Source organism: Rhizobium sp. AB2/73, assembly GCF_020871915.1.
Taxonomy (GTDB): Bacteria; Pseudomonadota; Alphaproteobacteria; order Rhizobiales; family Rhizobiaceae; genus Rhizobium; species Rhizobium dioscoreae.
In genome coordinates, this window is sequence record NZ_CP067071.1 from 3,125,891 (window position 1) to 3,144,069 (window position 18,179).

Consider the following 18,179-nt stretch of genomic DNA (forward strand, 5'->3'; position numbering starts at 1 on the left):
CAGGCCGAAAACGCTCCGCAATTCACTGGCGGAAAATACTATCTCAGTTTGCGCATGGAGGCCTCCAGCCCCTCGAAAATCCGGGGATCGGTCGACTGCGCGACATTGAAGCGCATGAAGCGTCCGGCCGTATCCGAGAGGCTGAAAACATTTCCGGGCGCAAGGACGATGCCTTCGGCAAGGCAGGCACGCGCGACATCGGCGGCATCGAGCCCTTCCGGCAGCCGGCACCATAGAAACATCCCGGCCCGGGGCTTCAGCCAAGGCACGATGCCGATCGCCTCCAGCCGCGTCGACACCTCCGCCATGGTCTTGGCAAGCCGTACCCGCAGGGCCTCGACATGCCGACGATAGCTGCCGTCCTTCAGCGCGAGATGGACAAGCTCGGCCGATAATTGCCCGCAGCTGAAGCTGCTGGCAACCTTGAGATCGACGAGCCCGTCGATCCAATCCCGCCGCGCCGCAATGAAGCCGCAGCGCACCGAGGCCGAAAGCGTCTTCGAAAAGCTGCCGATATGGATCACCCGGTCGAGCCCGTCATAGGCAGCGAGACGCGGCGCCGGAACATCCTCGAAATCGGCGAAGATATCGTCCTCGATGATCGTCAGCCCGGCAGCATCCGCCAGCTTCAGCAGCCGGTGTGCCGTCATGGGCGAGAGCGTCGCACCCGTCGGATTGTGAATGGCTGAATTGGTGATGTAGAGCCGTGGTTTGTGCCGGTCGAGGATCTGCCCGAACAGCTCGACATCCGGCCCCGTGGGCGTGAAGGGTACGGAGACGACATTGGCACGATGCGCCCGCAGGAGCGCATGAAAATTGAAATAGCAGGGATCGTCCACGAGCACGGTATCGCCGGGCTCGATCAGGAAACGGCAGAGAAGATCGATCGCCTGCGTGCCGGATTCCGTCAGCAGGATCTGATCCGGCGACACCGTGATACCATGTTCGCCAAGGCGCCGGGCGAGCAACTGCCGCAGCGGCGGCAGGCCTAGCGGCGTCCCGTAATTGGCAAGCGCTCCCATGTCTCCACGCGCCAGCGTTCGCATCGCCCGGCGCAACGCCGCCTGCGGCAGCCAGGAGGGTGGAAGCCAGCCGCAGCCGGGCTTCAGGACATCGTCTCCCACCTCCAGCGATTGCCTGGAAATCCACAGCGGATCGACGTTGCGATCCGATCTTGCTCCGGTCTCGGACAAGGAAAGCGGCGGCAGCGGGCCGCAGACATAAAATCCGGCACCCGGCCGTGAACGGATCGTGCCCTCTGCGGCAAGCCGCTCATAGGCCTCGACCACGGTTGAAACAGACACCTGCATCGTCTTTGCGAAGCTGCGCACAGAGGGAAGCCGCGCGCCCGGCATCAGGCTGCGAGTGGCGATACGGTCGGAAATCGCAGCCATCACCCCCTCGATGCGCGTGCCGCCGCCCGCGCTTGCCACCAACAGGCCATCCATCCGTACTGCCCCTTACACCATAACAGTTCCTATCAATTGTACTGCACCGTCTCTGGCTTGGCCAGACAAATGCGTCGATACCGCGAAGATCGAGAAGGAGCATGCGCGATGGACAGGACGACGACAGGATGGATCTATGGTTTGACGGGAGTGGTCATCTTCAGCGGCTCCCTGCCGGCGACCCGGGTGGCCGTGATGGATTTCGACCCTCTGTTCCTGACGGTTGCCCGAGCCGCGATCGCCGGCCTCCTGGGCCTCGGCCTGCTATTCGCTTTTCGCGAAAAGCGCCCGACCCGCGGCGATATCACCTCGCTCGTCATCGTCGCCCTCGGCTGCGTCGTCGGCTTTCCGCTCTTGACGGCACTGGCGCTGAAGCACGTTACATCAGCCCATTCCATTGTCTTCATCGGCTTGCTGCCGCTGGCAACCGCCATCTTCGGCGTGATGCGCGGCGGCGAGCGGCCACGCCCGGCCTTCTGGATATTCTCCATCCTCGGCAGTACGCTGGTCTGCGGCTATGCGCTTGCGCAAGGCGTATCGGCCTCGCCTGTCGGCGACCTCCTTATGCTTGCAGCCGTGATCATCTGCGGCCTTGGCTATGCCGAAGGTGCGGTCCTCTCGCGCCGGCTGGGCGGCTGGCAGGTCATCTGCTGGGCTCTGGTCCTGTCCCTGCCCGTCACCGTCGCGCTCTGCTTCATGACTATGCCGCACAGCATTGACGGCATCGGCGGTCCTGCCTGGCTCGGCCTCATCTATGTCTCGCTCTTCAGCATGCTGATCGGTTTCATCTTCTGGTATCGCGGGCTCGCCCAGGGCGGCATTGCAGCCGTCGGCCAGCTGCAATTCCTGCAGCCCTTCTTCGGCTTTGCGCTTGCCGCAGCCCTCCTCAAGGAAAGCGTCAGCTGGTCGATGCTCGTCGTGACCCTGGCCGTCGTCGCCTGCGTCGCCGGAGCGCGAAAATTCGCCCATTGAGTCCATCACCTGGCAAATCACGGCGCTTGACCTTCTAAACCGATCGGTCTATTAACGACAAATCGGTTTAGAAGGAGCCAATCATGCCGACCCCACTCGTCCCGCCTTTCACCCGCGAAACCGCCATCGCCAAGGTCCGCATGGCAGAGGATGGCTGGAACAGCCGCGATCCGGAACGCGTCTCCAAGGTCTATACGGAAGACAGCCAGTGGCGGAACCGCGCCGAATTTCCGCGCGGCCGCAAGGAGATCGTTGAATTCCTGACGCGCAAATGGGCAAAAGAACTCGACTATCGGCTGATCAAGGAACTCTGGGCCTTCGAGGGCAATCGCATCGCCGTGCGCTTTGCCTATGAATGGCATGATGACAGCGGCCATTGGTTCCGCTCATACGGCAATGAGAACTGGGAATTCGATGCCGATGGCCTGATGCAGCGCCGTTTCGCCTCCATCAACGACATGCCGATCAGAGAAGAGGACCGGAAATTCCACTGGCCGCTCGGCCGCCGTCCGGACGATCATCCCGGCCTCTCCGACCTCGGCCTTTAAGATGGTGCGTACCGTCTTCGAAAGATCCGATGCCATCGCCCTCGTTGCCGAAGTCTTCCGCGAACTCGGCTACGAAGGTGCGTCGATGAGCGAGATCACCGCCCGCACGAAATTGTCGAAAGGCAGCCTCTATCACTTCTTTCCGGGCGGCAAGGAAGAAATGGCGGCGGAGATCATGGCCAATATCGATGCCTGGTTCGTGACGGAGATGTTCAAGCCGCTGGAAGAGGGCGAGCCACGGTCAGCGATTGCCCGTATGTGGGCGACGACAGACAGCTATTTCCGCTCCGGCCGCCGGGTCTGCCTGATCGGCGCCTTCGCGCTCGACGAAACGCGCGATCGCTTTTCCACCGCTATACGTGACTATTTCCATCGCTGGATCGAAGCGCTTGCCGGCGCTTTGCTCAGGGCCGGCGCGCCAGGCACGGAGGCGAAAATGCTCGCCGAAGAGGCCGTCATCGGCATACAGGGCGCTTTGACCCTTGCCAGAGCTCTTGGAGATGAGGCAGTGTTTGGCAGAACCTTGGCGCGGCTGAAGCGACGGCTGGAAACGGCGCTCGGCTAAACCGTTTGATCGACACGAATCACCGCATAGCCAATGCTTCGCCCCTTGTCGAACAGGCTCGCGCCGACCGCTATTTGTGCGCTTCTGCTGGCGATATCGCCGAAAATCACCTGGAAAAGGCATCTTCAAGCCCTCAGGGTTGGGGATGACCGCCTCAACAACCCACTGATATTAAAGAATCCTCCACAAAAGTATGTCATCGTTAATCATGTTTGATTTGCAACTATCCAAGCTCCCATGTTCAGCAGGGAATGGGAGCATCGAGGAGATGGATAGAAGATGCTGCAGCAAGTAACTGAAACCGACGACGCGCTGATCGACCGATTGCAACGCTCGGCGTTCGACTATTTCATGCTCTATACTAATCCGGAAAACGGATTGGTGGCGGATACGTCGATCAAAACAAGTCATTGCAGCATCGCCGCTGTCGGCTTCGCGCTATCGAGCTATCCCGTCGCCGTCGAACGTGGCTGGATCAGCCGTGCCGATGCCGCAAAACGGGTGTTGGCCGCCCTCGATTTCTTCGCCGACAGCCAGCAGGGCACCGAACGCGGCGCCACCGGCCATCGCGGCTTCTACTATCACTTCCTCTATATGGAGACCGGCAACCGCGCCTGGAACAGCGAGCTTTCGACCATCGACACCGGTCTGCTGCTGCTCGGCGTGCTGACCGCAGCCGCTTATTTCACCGGAAACAGCCAGGTCGAGCGCGATCTCCGCAAGCAGGCGAAATTCCTCTATGAGCGCTGCGACTGGCATTGGGCCTTGAACAAGGGCCAGACCATCAGCATGGGCTGGAAGCCGGCCAGCGGTTTCCTGCGCTGGCGCTACCAGGGTTATGACGAGGCGATCTTCCTCTATGTGCTGGCGCTCGGCTCGCCCACGCATCCCGTCCCGCCATCAAGCTACGACGCCTTTGCCTCGACCTACACCTGGATGATGTTCAAGGACACGCCCTTCCTCTATGCCGGGCCGCTGTTCATCCACCTCTTCTCGCATGCCTGGATCGATTTTCGCGGCATCCGCGACAAGCATGTCGCCGACAAGGACACCGATTATTTCCGCAATACGCAAACGGCGATATCGGTGCAGCGCGATTATACCGAGCGCAATCCCGGCCATTTCGTCGGCTATACGAAGGATATCTGGGGCCTTTCCGCCTGCGACGGCCCGAACCCGACAGGCACCAAGCACAGCCTGCGCTATGCCCCGAAGGTCTTCGGCTATGCCGCCCGCGGCGCCCCGCTCGGTCCCGACGACGGCACCATCGCCCCATGGGGACCGCTGTCCTGCCTCGCTTTCGACCGCCAGGCCGCACTCGACGGCACGCGGGCGCTGCTTTCGACCTATCCCAACCTCCTGCTCGACGGCCGTTTCCCCGGCGGCTTCAATCCGAGCGTCAAAGGCCCCGGCCCGGAAGGATGGGTGGACGACCGCTCCGTCGCCATCGACCAGGGCCTGCTGGTCATGATGATCGAAAACGCCCGCACTGGCATGATCTGGAACCTGATGCGGCGGTCTCCGATCCTCCGCACCGGCCTGGAACGCGCCGGCTTCACCGGCGGCTGGCTGGACGAGAAGCCGGCCCTCGCGTGAGAGCGGATCGAGGATGGCAGTCAGGCGTCTCCGTCAATGTCGTGACGATGTGCCTGGCCCCTCACCCTAGCCCTCTCCCCGCAAGCGGGGCGAGGGGACGATGGAGCCGACCAACTAGAGCCGTTTCGCTTTTCTTCGAATCGCGAAATGCTCCATCTCTTTGTTCTCTCGCAATTCCGGACGGAAAACCGCTACGCACTTTTCCTGGAATTGTTTGCCTCTCATCCGTGTAGCGCGCTGCTTTGCGCGATAACTCCCTCGCCCCGCCTGCGGGGAGAGGGCTGGGGTGAGGGGCCGTGTTTGAAAGCGCGGCAAATACACACTCACCCGACCAACGCCTTTGACACCTCAAAGCCTCTCGATCGCCGCGATCACCTCGTCCTCGACAGTAATCCCCGCCGTCAGCGCAAGACGCCGCGAACTCTGCCCGCGCCGACCCGGCAGGCGGACATTCGGATCGCGGGTGATCTCCCCCGCCAGCAAAGCCAGCCGTTGTGCCGTATCGGCAGCACTCGCCGCCGCCGGATTGATCGCGATGATCGTTTGGCCGAGCGCCGGCGGAGCGCCTTTGTCGTCGAAGAGCGAGGAAGCCTCGAAGGCGTAGTTCGCACCGGTCAGGCCGGCGGCCAAAATTTCGACCATGAGGGCAAGTGCCGCACCCTTGGCATCGCCGGCCGGGATCATGGTGCCCGCCAAGGCCTCTTCGGCATCCGTGGTCGGCCTCCCCTCGCGGTCGAAAGCCCAGTCAGCCGGGATCGGGGCACCCTGTTGCCGCGCCGCCATCACCTTGCCACGCGCCACCTTCGACAGTGCCAGGTCGATGACAACAGGCTCCTCGCCGGGCAGCGGCGCAGCGAAAGCAATCGGATTGGTGCCGAAAACCGGTGTCTTGCCGCCCCAGGGCGCCATCGAGGCCGGCGCATTGGCGACCATCAGCGCCACCAGACCCTGATCGGCAAAACGCTCCACCGTCAGGCCCATGACACCGGCATGATGGGAGCGGCTGATGGCGGCAAGCGCAATCCCCTGTTCGCGGGCGATGGCCGGAAGCTCGGCAACGGCAAGATCGAGCGCGGGATAGGCATAGCCATTGCCGGCATCGATGCGCAGCACGGCGGGAAAGGGCCGGCTCGTCTGCGGCCTGGCAAAACCGTCGGTCTTGCCGACCTTGGCCTGGCCGGCATAGGCGGGGACGCGGCGCAGACCATGGCCACCCTGCCCGGCAGCCTCCGCCGCGACAAGCGCGACAGCCACGGAACGGGCATTGTCGGCACTGACCTTGTTTCGCTGCAAAGCCTCCATGACCAATGTTTCGGCTTCGGCAAGCGACAGATGCATGGGACAAGACCTTGAAAATACATGGGAAGACAAAGGCTTTCTACGCCTTCATCCTCTCCATCGCAATGCAGCAAGGCTCTCGCGCTACTCGACGTCGAACCTGACGCCCTGGGCAAGCGGCAGGGTACGGCCATAATTGATCGTGTTGGTCGTACGGCGCATATAGGCCTTCCAGGCATCCGAACCGGATTCGCGGCCGCCACCCGTTTCCTTCTCGCCGCCGAATGCGCCGCCAATCTCGGCACCGGAGGGGCCAAGATTGACGTTGGCAATGCCGCAATCCGATCCGCGCGCTGAGACGAAGGTTTCGGCTTCCCTCATGTCATTGGTGAAGATCGAGGAAGACAGGCCTTGCGGCACAGCATTATGCAGCGCCAGCGCCTTGTCGAAATCGCTGTACTTCATGACATAGAGGATCGGCGCGAAGGTTTCCTGCTCGACGGGACTCGTCTGTTCCGGCATTTCGACGAGAGCCGGTCGAACATAGAAGGCATCGGCTGAGCCGCTTTCGATGCGTTCACCGCCGGTCACCTTGCCGCCGGCCGCCTTCGCAGCTTCAAGCGTTGCCTGCATGCGGTCGAAAGCCTGCTTATCGATCAGCGGTCCAACCAGAGTACCGGCTTCAAGCGGATTTCCTATCGTGACCGAACCATAAGCCTTCTGCAGGCGCGGCACGAGCTGGTCATAGACGCTTTCATGAACGAAGAGGCGGCGTAACGTCGTGCAGCGCTGGCCTGCCGTCCCCATCGCCGAAAAGGCGACGCCGCGCAGGGTGAGGTCGAGATCGGCCGTCGGGCATACGATCGCGGCGTTGTTGCCGCCGAGCTCGAGGATGGCGCGGGCGAAACGGCTAGCCAGACGCGGGCCGACCGCACGGCCCATGGCCGTCGAGCCGGTTGCCGAGACCAACGGCACCTGCGGATGATCGACCAGCAACTCGCCAAGCTCGCGGCCGCCGATCAGTAATGTCGAAAGGTTGGCCGGCGCTTCGCCGCCCTCGGCGAGGTAACGCTCCAGCGCCTTTTCGAACAGAGCCTGCACGGCAAGCGCCGTCAGCGGGGTTTTCTCCGAGGGTTTCCAGATGGTGGAATTGCCGCAGACGATGGCAAGCGCCGCATTCCACGACCAGACAGCAACGGGGAAATTGAAGGCCGAGATGATGCCTATCGCGCCCAGCGGATGCCAGCTTTCCATCATCCGGTGTTCGGAGCGCTCGGTGGCGATGGTGAGGCCATAAAGCTGACGCGAAAGACCGACGGCGAAATCGCAAATATCGATCATCTCCTGCACTTCGCCGAGGCCCTCGGAGGTGATCTTGCCCACTTCGATCGAGACGAGACGCCCAAGGGCCGCCTTGCCTGCGCGCAACTCTTCGCCAAGCAGGCGGATCAGCTCACCGCGCTTTGGCGCCGGCACGTTGCGCCAAGACAGAAACGCGTCGTGCGCCGCCGCGATCGCAGCCTTCGCCTCGTCAGTTGAATGCTCCTTCAGCCGGCCGATTTCTGCTCCGGTCACAGGTGAGGTAACGGCAAGCGTTCCGCCGGTGTAGCGATCGGCTGAGACGCCAAGCTCCGTCAGTATCGCCTTGGTTTCGGCAGCAAGATCTGATGTCGCGGTCATCTTGTTTCCTCTTCCCGTAATGCCGGTTCAGTATTTTTTAGACTCTGGCGCCGACGAAATGCGCGGCCTGGGCGCCAGCCTCGTACCACATTTCCTTCGCCGTCCTGAAGCTCGGCTCGACGATATCGGTCACCGGCAGCGGCAGATCGGCCTCGGAAATCTGTCCGAGAATGTGGCTGGCCAGAACCTTGCCGAACACGGTGCCTGGCGCGATGCCACGGCCGTTATAACCGGAGAAACCGACGACATTCTGATCCAGCTTGTGGAAGCGCGGCAAGGCGTTGTCGGTCATGCCGATCTTGCCATACCATTCGCATTCGAAAGGAATATCGCCCAACTGCGGAAAGAGTTTTCTGATCGAACGCCGAGCCCAATTCTTGTGAATGGCAAGGCCAGTATTGCGCAGCGCGCCGACGCTGCCGAATACGAGCCGTCCGGCCTGGTCCATACGGAAGGACGAGAGCACTTCCTTGGTATCCCAGGCGCCTTCACGCCCCGGCAGCACGGATTTGCGCAAGTTGTCGCCAAGCGGGACGGTGGCGAAATTGAAATAGGGCAGATGCACCTGTTCGTTCCGAACCTTTTCCCACGGGCCGGTGCTATAGGCGTCCGTGGCCACCACGATCCAGTCGGCGCTGACCTTGCCGCCATCAGTCGAAACCACCCATTTCGCGCCGCTTCTTTCGGTTGATGTCACCCGGCTGCCGGTGTGAATGGTAGCGCCAGCCTTCACTACGGCATGGGCAAGGCCGCGCGCATAGGCAAGCGGCTGCAGGGTACCGGCGCGCATGTCGAGCAGCGCCCCGGTGTAGGCCGAACTACCGACGCGGCGCTCCGTCTCCCGCGCATCCAATACCGTGACCGGCGCGCCGCGCTTTTCCCATTGCCGGGCCCGCTCCTCAATTTCCTTCAGCCCCTCCGGCCCGACTGCGCAATGCAGCGTGCCGTTGCGCTCGAGTTCGCAGGCGATGCCATGCTTGTCGATCAGCTCCATGACCAGCTTTGGGCCATTGCCGAGCAGATCGAGAAGCCGTTCGCCATGGACGGCGCCGAGTTCACCCGGCAGATCATCCGGCATCACCCACATGCCGGCATTGATGAGGCCGACATTGCGCCCCGCGCCGCCGAAGCCGATCTCATTGGCTTCCAGCAGCACGACGCTGGTGCCGGCCTCGGCCAGATGAAGCGCCGTCGAAAGACCGGTATAGCCGCCGCCAACCACCACGACATCGGCGGACACTTCACCCGAAAGCGGCTTCGTTGCCGGCGGTGGGGGAGCGGTCTTTTCCCAAAGACCGTGGGAGCGCGGGTCATTCAGCATGAAATCAATCCATCGAGAGAGCTAATGGCGCCAATCTAGCGCCATGCTCGAAATTGCGGAAGCGGCAAGAGCGACATCCGATGGACATGGCATGATGCCAAAAAATCATCGGCTCTGGAGAAAAACTTGCATGGCGAAGGCGCTTTCGACCATGATAGAGAAAAGCTGGCCGCTATGGCGGCGGCAGACAGAAGCAGGACACTCTCATGAAGCCCATTTTCGTTCAGCTCCAATGCGCCCCCGGCAAGACCTATGAGGTCGCCGATGCGATCTACCAGACGGAGCTGGTTTCGGAACTGTATTCCACCAGCGGCGACTACGACCTGCTGATGAAGGTCTACATCGCCGAAGAGCAGGATATCGGCAAGTTCATCAACGACCACATCGCCAACATCCCAGGCATCATCCGTTCGCTGACGACGCTGACCTTCCGAGCGTTTTGAGAGGCTTGGATTTCGGGTCGCAATTGAAGTCACATTCGCGGGATTGCCCCTCACCCCCACCCTCTCCCCTTTTAGGCAGGGCTATCGCATATGGAGGCGGACGAGCACCATAAGCTCCTTCTCCCCGCTGGGGAGAAAGAGGACAGCGGCGATCTCCGCTCACATGCGATACCCCTGCCGCTTGCGGGGAGAGGGCTAGGATGAGGGGCAGGTCACAGGAGCAACCGACAATCATGGTGTCGCGCCACCGCACATCCACCAGACAAGCTCCTCCCACTCCGCAAATCGGCCCGACATTAACCCTCTTGTCCGAAACCGCTTGGCTTCCCAGCAGCGATTAAACCCTTTTTAACCGGGCCGGTGATCTGCTTTTGCCGACTGATCAACGGGCGGCGCCCTGCAGCGCCGGATTGCCGGTGCATGGCGCGGCATAGGGGTCGAGGGTGGATCGATGACATCGGCTGTAGCGGATATTCAGGCAAACAAGCAGGCCGGGCCACTGATCGTGCATGTCGTGCGCCAGTTCCTGCCGAACAAGGGAGGCCTTGAAGACGTCGTTGCCAATCTGTGCCGCCAGCTGGTTTCCCGCGGCTATCGCGTGCGCGTCGTCACCTGCAACAGCCTGTTTTCCGATCCCGGCCGGGAACTTGCCGAAAGCGAGACCATCGACGGCATCGAAATCGTCCGCATTCCCTGGTCCGGCTCTAGCCGATACCCGCTGGCGCCCAAGGTCTTTCGCCATCTGACCGATGCCGACCTCGTTCATGTCCACGCCGTCGATTTCTTCTTCGATGCGCTGGCCTGGGGCAAACTGATGCACGGACGGCCCATGGTCGCCACCACCCATGGCGGCTTCTTCCACACGCAGAAATATGCGGCCATCAAGAAGGTCTGGTTCAACACGGCAACGCGGCTTTCCGCGCTCGGTTATGCCTCTCTCATCTGCTGCAGCCAGTCCGACGCGCGGCTCTTTGCGCAGATCGCCAACAGCCGCGTCCACTTGATCGAAAACGGCGCCGACGTTGGCAAGTTTTCCAATTGCGCCGCATTGGAAGCACGTCGCCGCATCGTCACCATAGGCCGTTTCTCGGTCAATAAGCGGCTCGATAACCTGCTCGACGTCATGAAGGTGCTGGCAGGCCGCCATGAGGACTGGCATCTCGACATTATCGGCGCCGAATCGGATCTCGACCGGGCAACGCTGGAAAAGGAAATTACCGTTCGCAATCTGGAGCGCAATGTCGCGCTGCATGTCTCGATCGACGAAGGCTCGATTCGCAACATCATCGCCCGCGCATCGCTCTTCGCCTCGGCCTCCGAGTACGAAGGCTTCGGTCTGGTGGCGATCGAAGCGATGAGCGCCGGCCTGCTGCCGGTGCTGAACGCCAACGAGGCCTATAAGGCGATGGCCGAAACCCACCCGGCCCTCATGCTCTCGGATTTCTCCGATCCGGAAGCCGCCGCCGATGCGCTGACCGCCGCCTTCGAGCGCCTACAGGGCGACGACCTGAGCCTGCGACAGGAGCTATTGCGCGATGCTCGCGCCTATGCCTGGGACGAGGTCGCCCAGCGCTATATGGATATCTATGCGGAAACCCTGACGCCGAAAGGCAAGTCGCCTCAGTTCCTGCGCCAGCGCGGCCAGGCGGCGTAACCTTCCAGAATACCCACCAGCCAGGCGCGCTTGTAGCGGGCCGCATCAAGGTTGAATCGCGCCAGCGCCGCCAGCCAGCCGGCGACCGGACGAAACAGGCGATAGCTGACATAATACAAGGGAAAGGCCTGCTTGCGCATCAGCGCGCCGAAGCCGCGCCCATATTTGCGCGCACGCTCCACCTGCCGCGGCCCGTATTCGCTCGTGACCTGATCGTGATGGACAATGAGCTCGGGAAAGAACACGGCTTGTCTGCCGGCGCCAATCGCGCGCAGCAGGAAATCCGCCTCTTCGCCGCTCTGGAACGGCGATTCCGAGCCGACGCCGAGATCCTCGTCGAAACCTCCGATATCGACCAGGGCCGCGCGGCGCACGAAGATGCCGTTGGAATTGCCGCACTTCAGATAGTTCCAGCGGGTCAGGGCAAGCCGCGTCTCACCCGTCGGGCTGACGGAGGCAAGACCTTGGGCATCAAGCGTTCGGCCGGTGACGATCGCGAGGTCGGGGTGCTCGGCAAACAAAGTCGCGGCCGTCGAAAGCGTATCGGCCTCGTACCAGCAGTCATCGTCAGGAAAACAGACGTAATCACCCTCCGCAACCGCCATGCCTTTGTTGCGCGCCCGCGAAAGTCCCTTCGGCGAACGGACGTGACGAATGAGGAAGGAGGGGGAAAAGCGGTCGATAAGCTCGTGCAGCCGGTCGTCGAGGTTCTGATCGACGACGATGACCTCGAAATCCTTATGACTCTGCCCCACCAGCGAACGGAATAGCCGCTCCAGCTGATCGAAACGATCGATCGTGCAGACGATAAGGCTGAACAATGAAACCCTCCGCACAAGCCCTCGAGCGGCCAATATCAGAGAGAAAGAATATTAGCCGAAGTAAAAAATGAACTTAGCGCAGCATTAAACCCTAAATATTAAGGCATATGAAATAGAGCTGACGCTATCCCACGAAAAGCCGGACATGTGCGGTAGGTTCCGGCAATTTGAGGAGCGGTCTATCTTCATGACGAAGAGCATAATGGCAAATTCGGTTTTGAACGCGGCGGCGGGATTGACCCTGCTTGCGACCGGCTTTGCATGTTCGATCATAGCGGCGCGCCTGCTGGGGCCTGAGGCCAACGGCATCATCGCCTTTTCCCTGTGGCTGACGACGACGGGAGCACTGATCGCCGAGCTCGGCGCCGGCGTTACCCTGCTGCGCATTCTGCCCCAGCTGAAGGGGAACGGCTATTCTACCGAAGAACGGCTTGGTTTTGCCGCATATCTTCTGCAGCCGACGATTCTCGCAACCGTGATCCTGCTTGCAGGCTACGCCGCCTATTATTGGGATACGGAGCGGCTGCATTGGGCGGGCGATGCATCTGAAGTGGTTGTCATCACTGGCGTATTCTTCGTTCTTCAGTCGCTCGGCGCCTACAGCAAGAACTATCTGATCGGCGAGCAGCAAGTCGGCGCGTTCCTGCGCATCACCATAATAAGTTCGGCGCTGCAGCTTGTTACCGTCCTTGCGGGAGCGATCTTCTTCGGCGTCAGCGGCGCGCTCGCCGGCTATGCGATTGGGCAGCTGCCGATGTTCATCGCGACGCTCCGGATTGCAATCGCGCGCAAGAACAGCTGCGGCGTCGGCCTTTCCGCTCTCATCGGCTCGTCGCTCATCCTCTCGATCGAACTCATCAACAGCTCGATTTTTCTCAATCGCATCGAACTCGTCTTCCTGCAGCGCTACTGGGGCATCGAAGCGGTCGGCTTTTATGCCGTCGGCCTGTCGCTCGCCAATCTCGCACTGCAGCTGCCCGTACAGTTAAGCGGCAGCCTTCTGCCCTATTATTCCGAACAGATGCATGCCCGGGCATCGGACAAGCTGCCGGTCGAGGTCTTTGCCGGCGTGGCGCGCAGCATAGCCTATATCACCCTGCCGATGAGCTTCGGACTTGCCGCCATTTCGCCGGAGCTTGTCGTGACGATCTTCGGCCCGGCCTTTGCGCCGAGCGGCGGCATGGTGGCGCTGCTGTCCCTGACGGCGGTGCCTTATGTCTTCATGCAGATTTGCACACAATATCTTTATTCGCTGGATCGCGTGCGCGAACGCACCGTCCTCGGCGTCATCGCCAGCGTCATCATGGTCATCGGCTGCGTCATCGCCGTACCTTTTTTCGGAGGCGAGGGTGCGGCGCTGGTCCGTCTGCTTGCCTTTGTCGCCCTGTGTCTGATGACGGTACGCCGCATGGAATTCGAAGGATCGACGCGCAGTATGCTCATCAACCTTGCAAAAGTCACGGTTGCTGCCATTCTGTGCGCGGTTGCAGCCTATGGTTTCGTTCAGGCGCTGACCGGTGTCGCAGGTCTCGTGGGCGCCATCATCGCCGGCGCTCTGACCTATGGCATTGCGCTCAGAATGCTGAAAGCCGTTCCAGCCGAAGATATCGAGGTCATGCAGAAGATCGCGACGCGGTTGCCTGCACGTATCAATCCGATTGCCACTCAGGCTCTGGCCCTATTGGCCCCACGCCGAATGTGAGGAGATTAGCATGGCTGGTTGGGGAGCCGCCGAGGAAAAAGACAAAGGAAGGCAGTCAAGATCGGCAGCAGCCCCGGTAACCTTCGCCGGAACGGTCGGCCTGTTCACATCGGCCATGGCACCTTCATGCAACACCGCCGCCCTGTTTCTCAGCCCCTGGGGCTTCGAGGAAATGTGCGTGCGCAAGTTCTGGCGAATTCTGGCGGAAGATCTCGCCGATGTCGGCATAGCCAGCCTCCGCTTCGATTATATCGGCACGGGTGATGCGCTTGACTTGGCCGATGAAGGCGAAGGTCTGGAGCCGTGGCATGAAACCGCTCTCGCGGCAGCGGCAAAGCTGAAGGCGCTTTCCGGCTGCGAGCGGTTGATTCTCGTCAGCCAGGGGCTTGGCGGAACCACTGCAGCCACGCTCGCCGAACGGCTTGACGGCATTGAGGGCGTCGCCTTTCTTGCACCCGTCATTTCGGGCCGCGCCTATCTTCGCGAACTGAACGTCTGGTCGAAGATGATCGATGAGAGCATGGGGCTTTCCGAAGCGCAGCGTCAGACCGAGGGCGTCACCGTCGCCAGCCTGCGCATGCCCGATAGCGCCGCCGATGCGGTCAGGAAGCTGAACCTCATGACGCTTGATCGACTGGCCACGCCGAATTGCTTGATACTGACACGCCCGGGCCGCCCGGGAGACGACGATTTCGCGCGTCATCTCGAAACGCTCGGCCCCCGGGTCACGCAGGCCTCCTATGACGGTTACGACGATCTCGTCTCGAACCCGACCATCGCCACCATGCCGACGGCGGCCCGCCGGAAAATAGCTGAATGGGTGCGGTCGATTGCCGGCAACACCACTGAAATCGCATCGCCCGACCTTACGCCGCCGGTCGCGGAACCTCTCATCGGCGAAGGCTTCCGCGAGACGCCGCTGCGTTTCGGCGCGGACAATCGACTGTTCGGCATTCTCTGCGAGCCGCAGGGTGCCCGAACGGGAGCGACCGCACTGCTCCTGACGACAGCCTATGACCGACATGCGGGCTGGGGCCGGATGTCGGTCACCATGGCGCGTGCGCTTGCCCGCGACGGCATTGCCTCGCTGCGTTTCGATACCGCCAATGTCGGCGACAGCCCGCCGCTTTCCGGGGCACCCCAGCAGGTGCTCTATTCGCGCGACCAGCATCTCGATGTTATTGAGGCATTGGATTTTCTGGAGAAGCGGGGCCTGCTGCCGGCCTATGTGGTCGGGCGTTGCAGCGGCGGCTATCTTGCCTTTCAGGCAGCGTTACGCGATGCGCGCTGCCGCGGCCTCATCACGGTCAATCCCTACAGCTTCCATTGGGACGAGAGCCGATCGGTCGATGAAGCGCTGCGCTTCGCTCCCCGATCGCTCGAAACTTATGGGCGCAAGCTCCTGCAGATGGAAACGCTGAAGCGGCTCTTCGGCGGCCAGATCGATGCAAGGAGCGCCATATGCAACATGGCGACCGGGCTCGGACGGCGGGCGATACGAACGGCTCGCCACCTGCTCGGCGCGTTCCCCATCTTCGCTGCGGCTCAGGGGCCTGTGCTGGGTGGTTTCCGCACGCTTGCCAAACGCGGCGTCGACATGTCCCTAATCTACAGCGCCCATGATATCGGCCTCGATCATCTGCATGACCAGTTCGGCGAGAACGGCGCGGGTCTGAAGCATTTTCCGGACATACGCCTCACCATCATTCCCGAAGCCGACCACAATCTGACCCCGCCCTATGCGCGCAAGGTCTATCTGAGGGAGGTCCGTGAGATGGGCCTAAGGCTCGCCAACCGATGATCCACCGGCTGGAAAACCGCCGGAAATGTTCGCCATATCCAACGCTTGCTGTATAGTCGCCCCATGAGGCTCCTGATCGTCGAAGACAACCGCGAACTGGCGTCCTGGCTCGGCAAGGCGCTGCGTCAGGCACAGTATGTCGTCGACATCGCCTATGACGGCGAGGATGCCGAGCACATGCTGAAAGTGGCGGCCTATGCCATCGTCATCCTCGATCTGTCGCTGCCGAAAATGGACGGGCTGACGCTGCTCAAGCGGCTGCGCCAGAGCGGCAACAAGGTGCCGGTCATCATCCTGACAGCCAATGCCAGTCTCGACGGCCGGGTCGCCGGCCTCGACAGCGGCGCCGACGACTACCTCGCCAAGCCTTTCGAGATTGCCGAGCTGGAAGCCCGCATACGCGCGGCCGTCCGCCGCGGCCACGATCGCGCCGCTCCGGAGATCGCCGTCGGCGACCTGGTATTCGATGGCGGCACGCGGCAATTCTCTCTGGCCGGCGAGGCCCTGGCGCTGACGCCGCGCGAGCACGCGGTGCTCGAACATCTGATCATGAAAGCCGGCACGACCGTCACCAAGGCGACACTCTCCGGAAGTGTCTTCGGCTTCGACGATCTCGCCGATACCAGCGCCATCGAGATCTATGTGCATCGCGTCCGCAAGAAGCTCGAAGGCAGCTCAGTGCAGATCGCGACACTGCGCGGCTTGGGTTACCTCCTTCGCCATGCGCAATGATGAAGCCCCCGCGTCGAAGGGAATCGTCGGCCGCAGCCTTCGCGCGCTGACGACGAGCCTGCGCGCGCAGCTGTTTGCCTGGGTCGTATTGACCCTGATCGGCGCGATCTGCATCAACCTTTATTTAAGCTTCCGTTCGGCCGATGCGACGGCCGATCTTGTCACCGACCGCACGCTCCTCGCCTCCGCTCGCGTCATCGCGGAAGCGACCCATGTCGACGGGAGCGGCACCGTGCAGATCGACATTCCTCCAGCAGCGCTTGAAATGTTCGATACCGGCTATGGCGACCGCGTCTTCTATCAGGTGGTCACGGCGTGGGGGAATCTCATCGCCGGTTTTCCCGATCTGCCACGGCCGAAGCGGGATTTTAGCGGCGAGGACATGACATTTCGGACCGACCGCGTCCGCGTACTCATGCTGAGCCACCCGGTTGTTGGCCTTGATCAGGACAGCACGATTTCCGTCACCGTTGCCGTTACCCATAACAGCCAGTATGCCATGCGCCGCAGGCTTTGGCTGTCCGATTTCACCAAGCAGCTCGCGCTTGTCCTGCTTGCCGGGTTGGTGACCATCATCGGCCTGCAGCGCGGGCTTGCCCCCGTGCTGCGCCTGCGTGACGCCGTGCGCGAACGTGGTCGCCAGCGCCTCGATCCGCTCGACCCTCACATGGTGCAGAACGAGCTTCGGCCGCTCGTCCACGCCCTGAACGATCATATGGAGCGGGTGCAGAACCAGATGGCGGCACAGCGTCGCTTCGTCTCGAATGCCGCTCACCAGCTGCGGACACCGCTCGCCCTGATCTCGACGCAGGCAAGCTTTGCTGCGCGCGAGACCGACAATATCAGGCGCGACGAGGCGCTGACGGCATTGCGGTCCAGCACGCGACAAGTGACGCGGCTCGCCAGCCAGCTCCTGACGCTTTCACGCGCTGAGCCCGGCAGCCGCCGGCCGCGAAACGACACGATTGATCTGGCGGAAACGGCCCGGCGCGTGCTGGAAACGCTCGCCGAGGAAGCCCTGCGGCGCAATATCGATCTTGGACTCGAGGCGGATGAGACGGCGGCGCATGTCGAGGGCGATGGCACCATGCTGCGCGAAATGCTCGTCAATCTCGTCGACAATGCGCTCCGCTACACGCAGCCGGGTGGCCGCGTGACGGTCGGCGTCGGTCGGGAAGGCGATACGGCCCTGTTATGGGTGGAGGACAACGGGCCGGGCATCCCGGAAGCCGAACGCACCCAGGTTTTCGAACGCTTCTATCGCATCATGGGCACCGAGCCGGAGGGCAGCGGCCTCGGCCTCGCCATCGTCCGCGAAGTCGTCGATGGCGCGGGCGGCTCGGTCAGGCTAGATGACGCACCCGGCGGCGGGCTGCTGGTCAGCGTGCGGCTGCCGGCTGTTTGAAAGTGCGGGCGGCGCTGATGGCGGGGTAGTCCCCTCTCCCCGCAAGCGGCAGGGGTATTGCATATGAGCGGCGATCACCGCCGTCCTCCTTCTCCCCAGCGGCGAGAAGGTGCCGCCAGGCGGATGAGGGAGTGTCCGCCAAGACCACCAAAATCCATGAATTCAAATCGATAACCCCCTCATCCGACCCTTCGGGCCACCTTCTCTCCAAGG

At 62.0% G+C, this 18,179-nt stretch carries 15 protein-coding genes; 10 read left to right on the forward strand and 5 right to left on the reverse strand.

Annotated elements, in window-relative coordinates; translation table 11 throughout:
* Positions 1–38: 38 nt before the first annotated feature.
* Positions 39–1,448 (reverse strand): PLP-dependent aminotransferase family protein, encoded by a 1,410-nt coding sequence (locus I8E17_RS15435; protein ID WP_069614810.1) that lies wholly within the window; start codon positions 1,446–1,448, stop codon positions 39–41.
* Between the two features lie 108 nt (positions 1,449–1,556).
* Between I8E17_RS15435 and I8E17_RS15440 the strand changes: the two genes are divergently transcribed.
* From I8E17_RS15440 to I8E17_RS15455, 4 genes are all read left to right on the forward strand, one after another.
* On the forward strand, positions 1,557–2,420 hold the full coding sequence (locus I8E17_RS15440) for a DMT family transporter (protein WP_069614811.1): 864 nt from the start codon (positions 1,557–1,559) through the stop codon (positions 2,418–2,420).
* A gap of 83 nt (positions 2,421–2,503) precedes the next feature.
* Positions 2,504–2,968, forward strand: coding sequence for a nuclear transport factor 2 family protein (locus I8E17_RS15445; RefSeq protein ID WP_069614812.1), 465 nt, complete (start codon positions 2,504–2,506; stop codon positions 2,966–2,968).
* A gap of 1 nt (position 2,969) precedes the next feature.
* On the forward strand, positions 2,970–3,533 hold the full coding sequence (locus I8E17_RS15450; protein ID WP_083258283.1) for a TetR/AcrR family transcriptional regulator: 564 nt from the start codon (positions 2,970–2,972) through the stop codon (positions 3,531–3,533).
* Positions 3,534–3,812: 279 nt separating this feature from the next.
* Positions 3,813–5,129 carry a glucoamylase family protein gene (locus I8E17_RS15455; protein WP_069614813.1) on the forward strand — a complete coding sequence of 439 codons (1,317 nt, stop codon included), beginning with the start codon at positions 3,813–3,815 and terminating at the stop codon, positions 5,127–5,129.
* A gap of 348 nt (positions 5,130–5,477) precedes the next feature.
* Here I8E17_RS15455 and I8E17_RS15460 read toward each other — a convergent pair whose 3' ends face one another.
* The 3 genes from I8E17_RS15460 to I8E17_RS15470 form a co-directional block, all read right to left on the reverse strand.
* The gene (locus tag I8E17_RS15460; protein ID WP_069614814.1) at positions 5,478–6,467 is read right to left on the reverse strand and encodes an Ldh family oxidoreductase; all 990 of its coding nucleotides are present in this window, start codon (positions 6,465–6,467) and stop codon (positions 5,478–5,480) included.
* Positions 6,468–6,551: 84 nt separating this feature from the next.
* Positions 6,552–8,087 (reverse strand): aldehyde dehydrogenase family protein, encoded by a 1,536-nt coding sequence (locus tag I8E17_RS15465; RefSeq protein WP_069614815.1) that lies wholly within the window; start codon positions 8,085–8,087, stop codon positions 6,552–6,554.
* 37 nt (positions 8,088–8,124) lie between these two features.
* Positions 8,125–9,408, reverse strand: coding sequence for an FAD-binding oxidoreductase (locus I8E17_RS15470; protein WP_069614816.1), 1,284 nt, complete (start codon positions 9,406–9,408; stop codon positions 8,125–8,127).
* A 206-nt stretch (positions 9,409–9,614) separates the two neighbouring features.
* Here I8E17_RS15470 and I8E17_RS15475 point away from each other — a divergent pair, with 206 nt between their 5' ends.
* Together I8E17_RS15475 and I8E17_RS15480 are read left to right on the forward strand one after the other, a co-directional pair.
* Positions 9,615–9,851, forward strand: a complete 237-nt coding sequence (locus I8E17_RS15475; RefSeq protein ID WP_069614817.1) for an Lrp/AsnC ligand binding domain-containing protein — start codon at positions 9,615–9,617, stop codon at positions 9,849–9,851.
* 451 nt (positions 9,852–10,302) lie between these two features.
* On the forward strand, positions 10,303–11,505 hold the full coding sequence (locus I8E17_RS15480) for a glycosyltransferase family 4 protein (RefSeq protein WP_069611627.1): 1,203 nt from the start codon (positions 10,303–10,305) through the stop codon (positions 11,503–11,505).
* Here the strand turns inward: I8E17_RS15480 and I8E17_RS15485 are convergent.
* Positions 11,472–12,326 (reverse strand): glycosyltransferase family A protein, encoded by an 855-nt coding sequence (locus tag I8E17_RS15485; RefSeq protein WP_069611626.1) that lies wholly within the window; start codon positions 12,324–12,326, stop codon positions 11,472–11,474. The two genes, I8E17_RS15480 and I8E17_RS15485, sit on opposite strands and share 34 nt — an antisense overlap.
* Positions 12,327–12,513: 187 nt before the next feature.
* Between I8E17_RS15485 and I8E17_RS15490 the strand changes: the two genes are divergently transcribed.
* From I8E17_RS15490 to I8E17_RS15505, 4 genes are all read left to right on the forward strand, one after another.
* On the forward strand, positions 12,514–14,028 hold the full coding sequence (locus I8E17_RS15490) for a polysaccharide biosynthesis C-terminal domain-containing protein (protein WP_069611625.1): 1,515 nt from the start codon (positions 12,514–12,516) through the stop codon (positions 14,026–14,028).
* 10 nt (positions 14,029–14,038) lie between these two features.
* The gene (locus I8E17_RS15495; protein WP_069611624.1) at positions 14,039–15,829 is read left to right on the forward strand and encodes an alpha/beta fold hydrolase; all 1,791 of its coding nucleotides are present in this window, start codon (positions 14,039–14,041) and stop codon (positions 15,827–15,829) included.
* 63 nt (positions 15,830–15,892) lie between these two features.
* A complete protein-coding gene (locus tag I8E17_RS15500) occupies positions 15,893–16,561 on the forward strand; it encodes a response regulator (RefSeq protein WP_069611659.1) in 669 nt (222 codons plus the stop codon).
* Positions 16,551–17,966: a sensor histidine kinase gene (locus I8E17_RS15505; RefSeq protein WP_069611623.1), complete on the forward strand. Its 1,416-nt coding sequence runs from the start codon at positions 16,551–16,553 to the stop codon at positions 17,964–17,966. The genes I8E17_RS15500 and I8E17_RS15505 overlap by 11 nt, the downstream gene beginning before the upstream one ends.
* Positions 17,967–18,179 lie beyond the last annotated feature (213 nt).

Coding starts and splice junctions, on each gene's coding strand:
- I8E17_RS15435 (WP_069614810.1), bottom strand. CDS start 1,448: ATGGATGGCCTGTTGGTGGCAAGCGCGGGCGGCGGCACGCGCATCGAG.
- I8E17_RS15440 (WP_069614811.1), top strand. CDS start 1,557: ATGGACAGGACGACGACAGGATGGATCTATGGTTTGACGGGAGTGGTC.
- I8E17_RS15445 (WP_069614812.1), top strand. CDS start 2,504: ATGCCGACCCCACTCGTCCCGCCTTTCACCCGCGAAACCGCCATCGCC.
- I8E17_RS15450 (WP_083258283.1), top strand. CDS start 2,970: ATGGTGCGTACCGTCTTCGAAAGATCCGATGCCATCGCCCTCGTTGCC.
- I8E17_RS15455 (WP_069614813.1), top strand. CDS start 3,813: ATGCTGCAGCAAGTAACTGAAACCGACGACGCGCTGATCGACCGATTG.
- I8E17_RS15460 (WP_069614814.1), bottom strand. CDS start 6,467: ATGCATCTGTCGCTTGCCGAAGCCGAAACATTGGTCATGGAGGCTTTG.
- I8E17_RS15465 (WP_069614815.1), bottom strand. CDS start 8,087: ATGACCGCGACATCAGATCTTGCTGCCGAAACCAAGGCGATACTGACG.
- I8E17_RS15470 (WP_069614816.1), bottom strand. CDS start 9,408: ATGCTGAATGACCCGCGCTCCCACGGTCTTTGGGAAAAGACCGCTCCC.
- I8E17_RS15475 (WP_069614817.1), top strand. CDS start 9,615: ATGAAGCCCATTTTCGTTCAGCTCCAATGCGCCCCCGGCAAGACCTAT.
- I8E17_RS15480 (WP_069611627.1), top strand. CDS start 10,303: ATGACATCGGCTGTAGCGGATATTCAGGCAAACAAGCAGGCCGGGCCA.
- I8E17_RS15490 (WP_069611625.1), top strand. CDS start 12,514: ATGACGAAGAGCATAATGGCAAATTCGGTTTTGAACGCGGCGGCGGGA.
- I8E17_RS15495 (WP_069611624.1), top strand. CDS start 14,039: ATGGCTGGTTGGGGAGCCGCCGAGGAAAAAGACAAAGGAAGGCAGTCA.
- I8E17_RS15500 (WP_069611659.1), top strand. CDS start 15,893: ATGAGGCTCCTGATCGTCGAAGACAACCGCGAACTGGCGTCCTGGCTC.
- I8E17_RS15505 (WP_069611623.1), top strand. CDS start 16,551: ATGCGCAATGATGAAGCCCCCGCGTCGAAGGGAATCGTCGGCCGCAGC.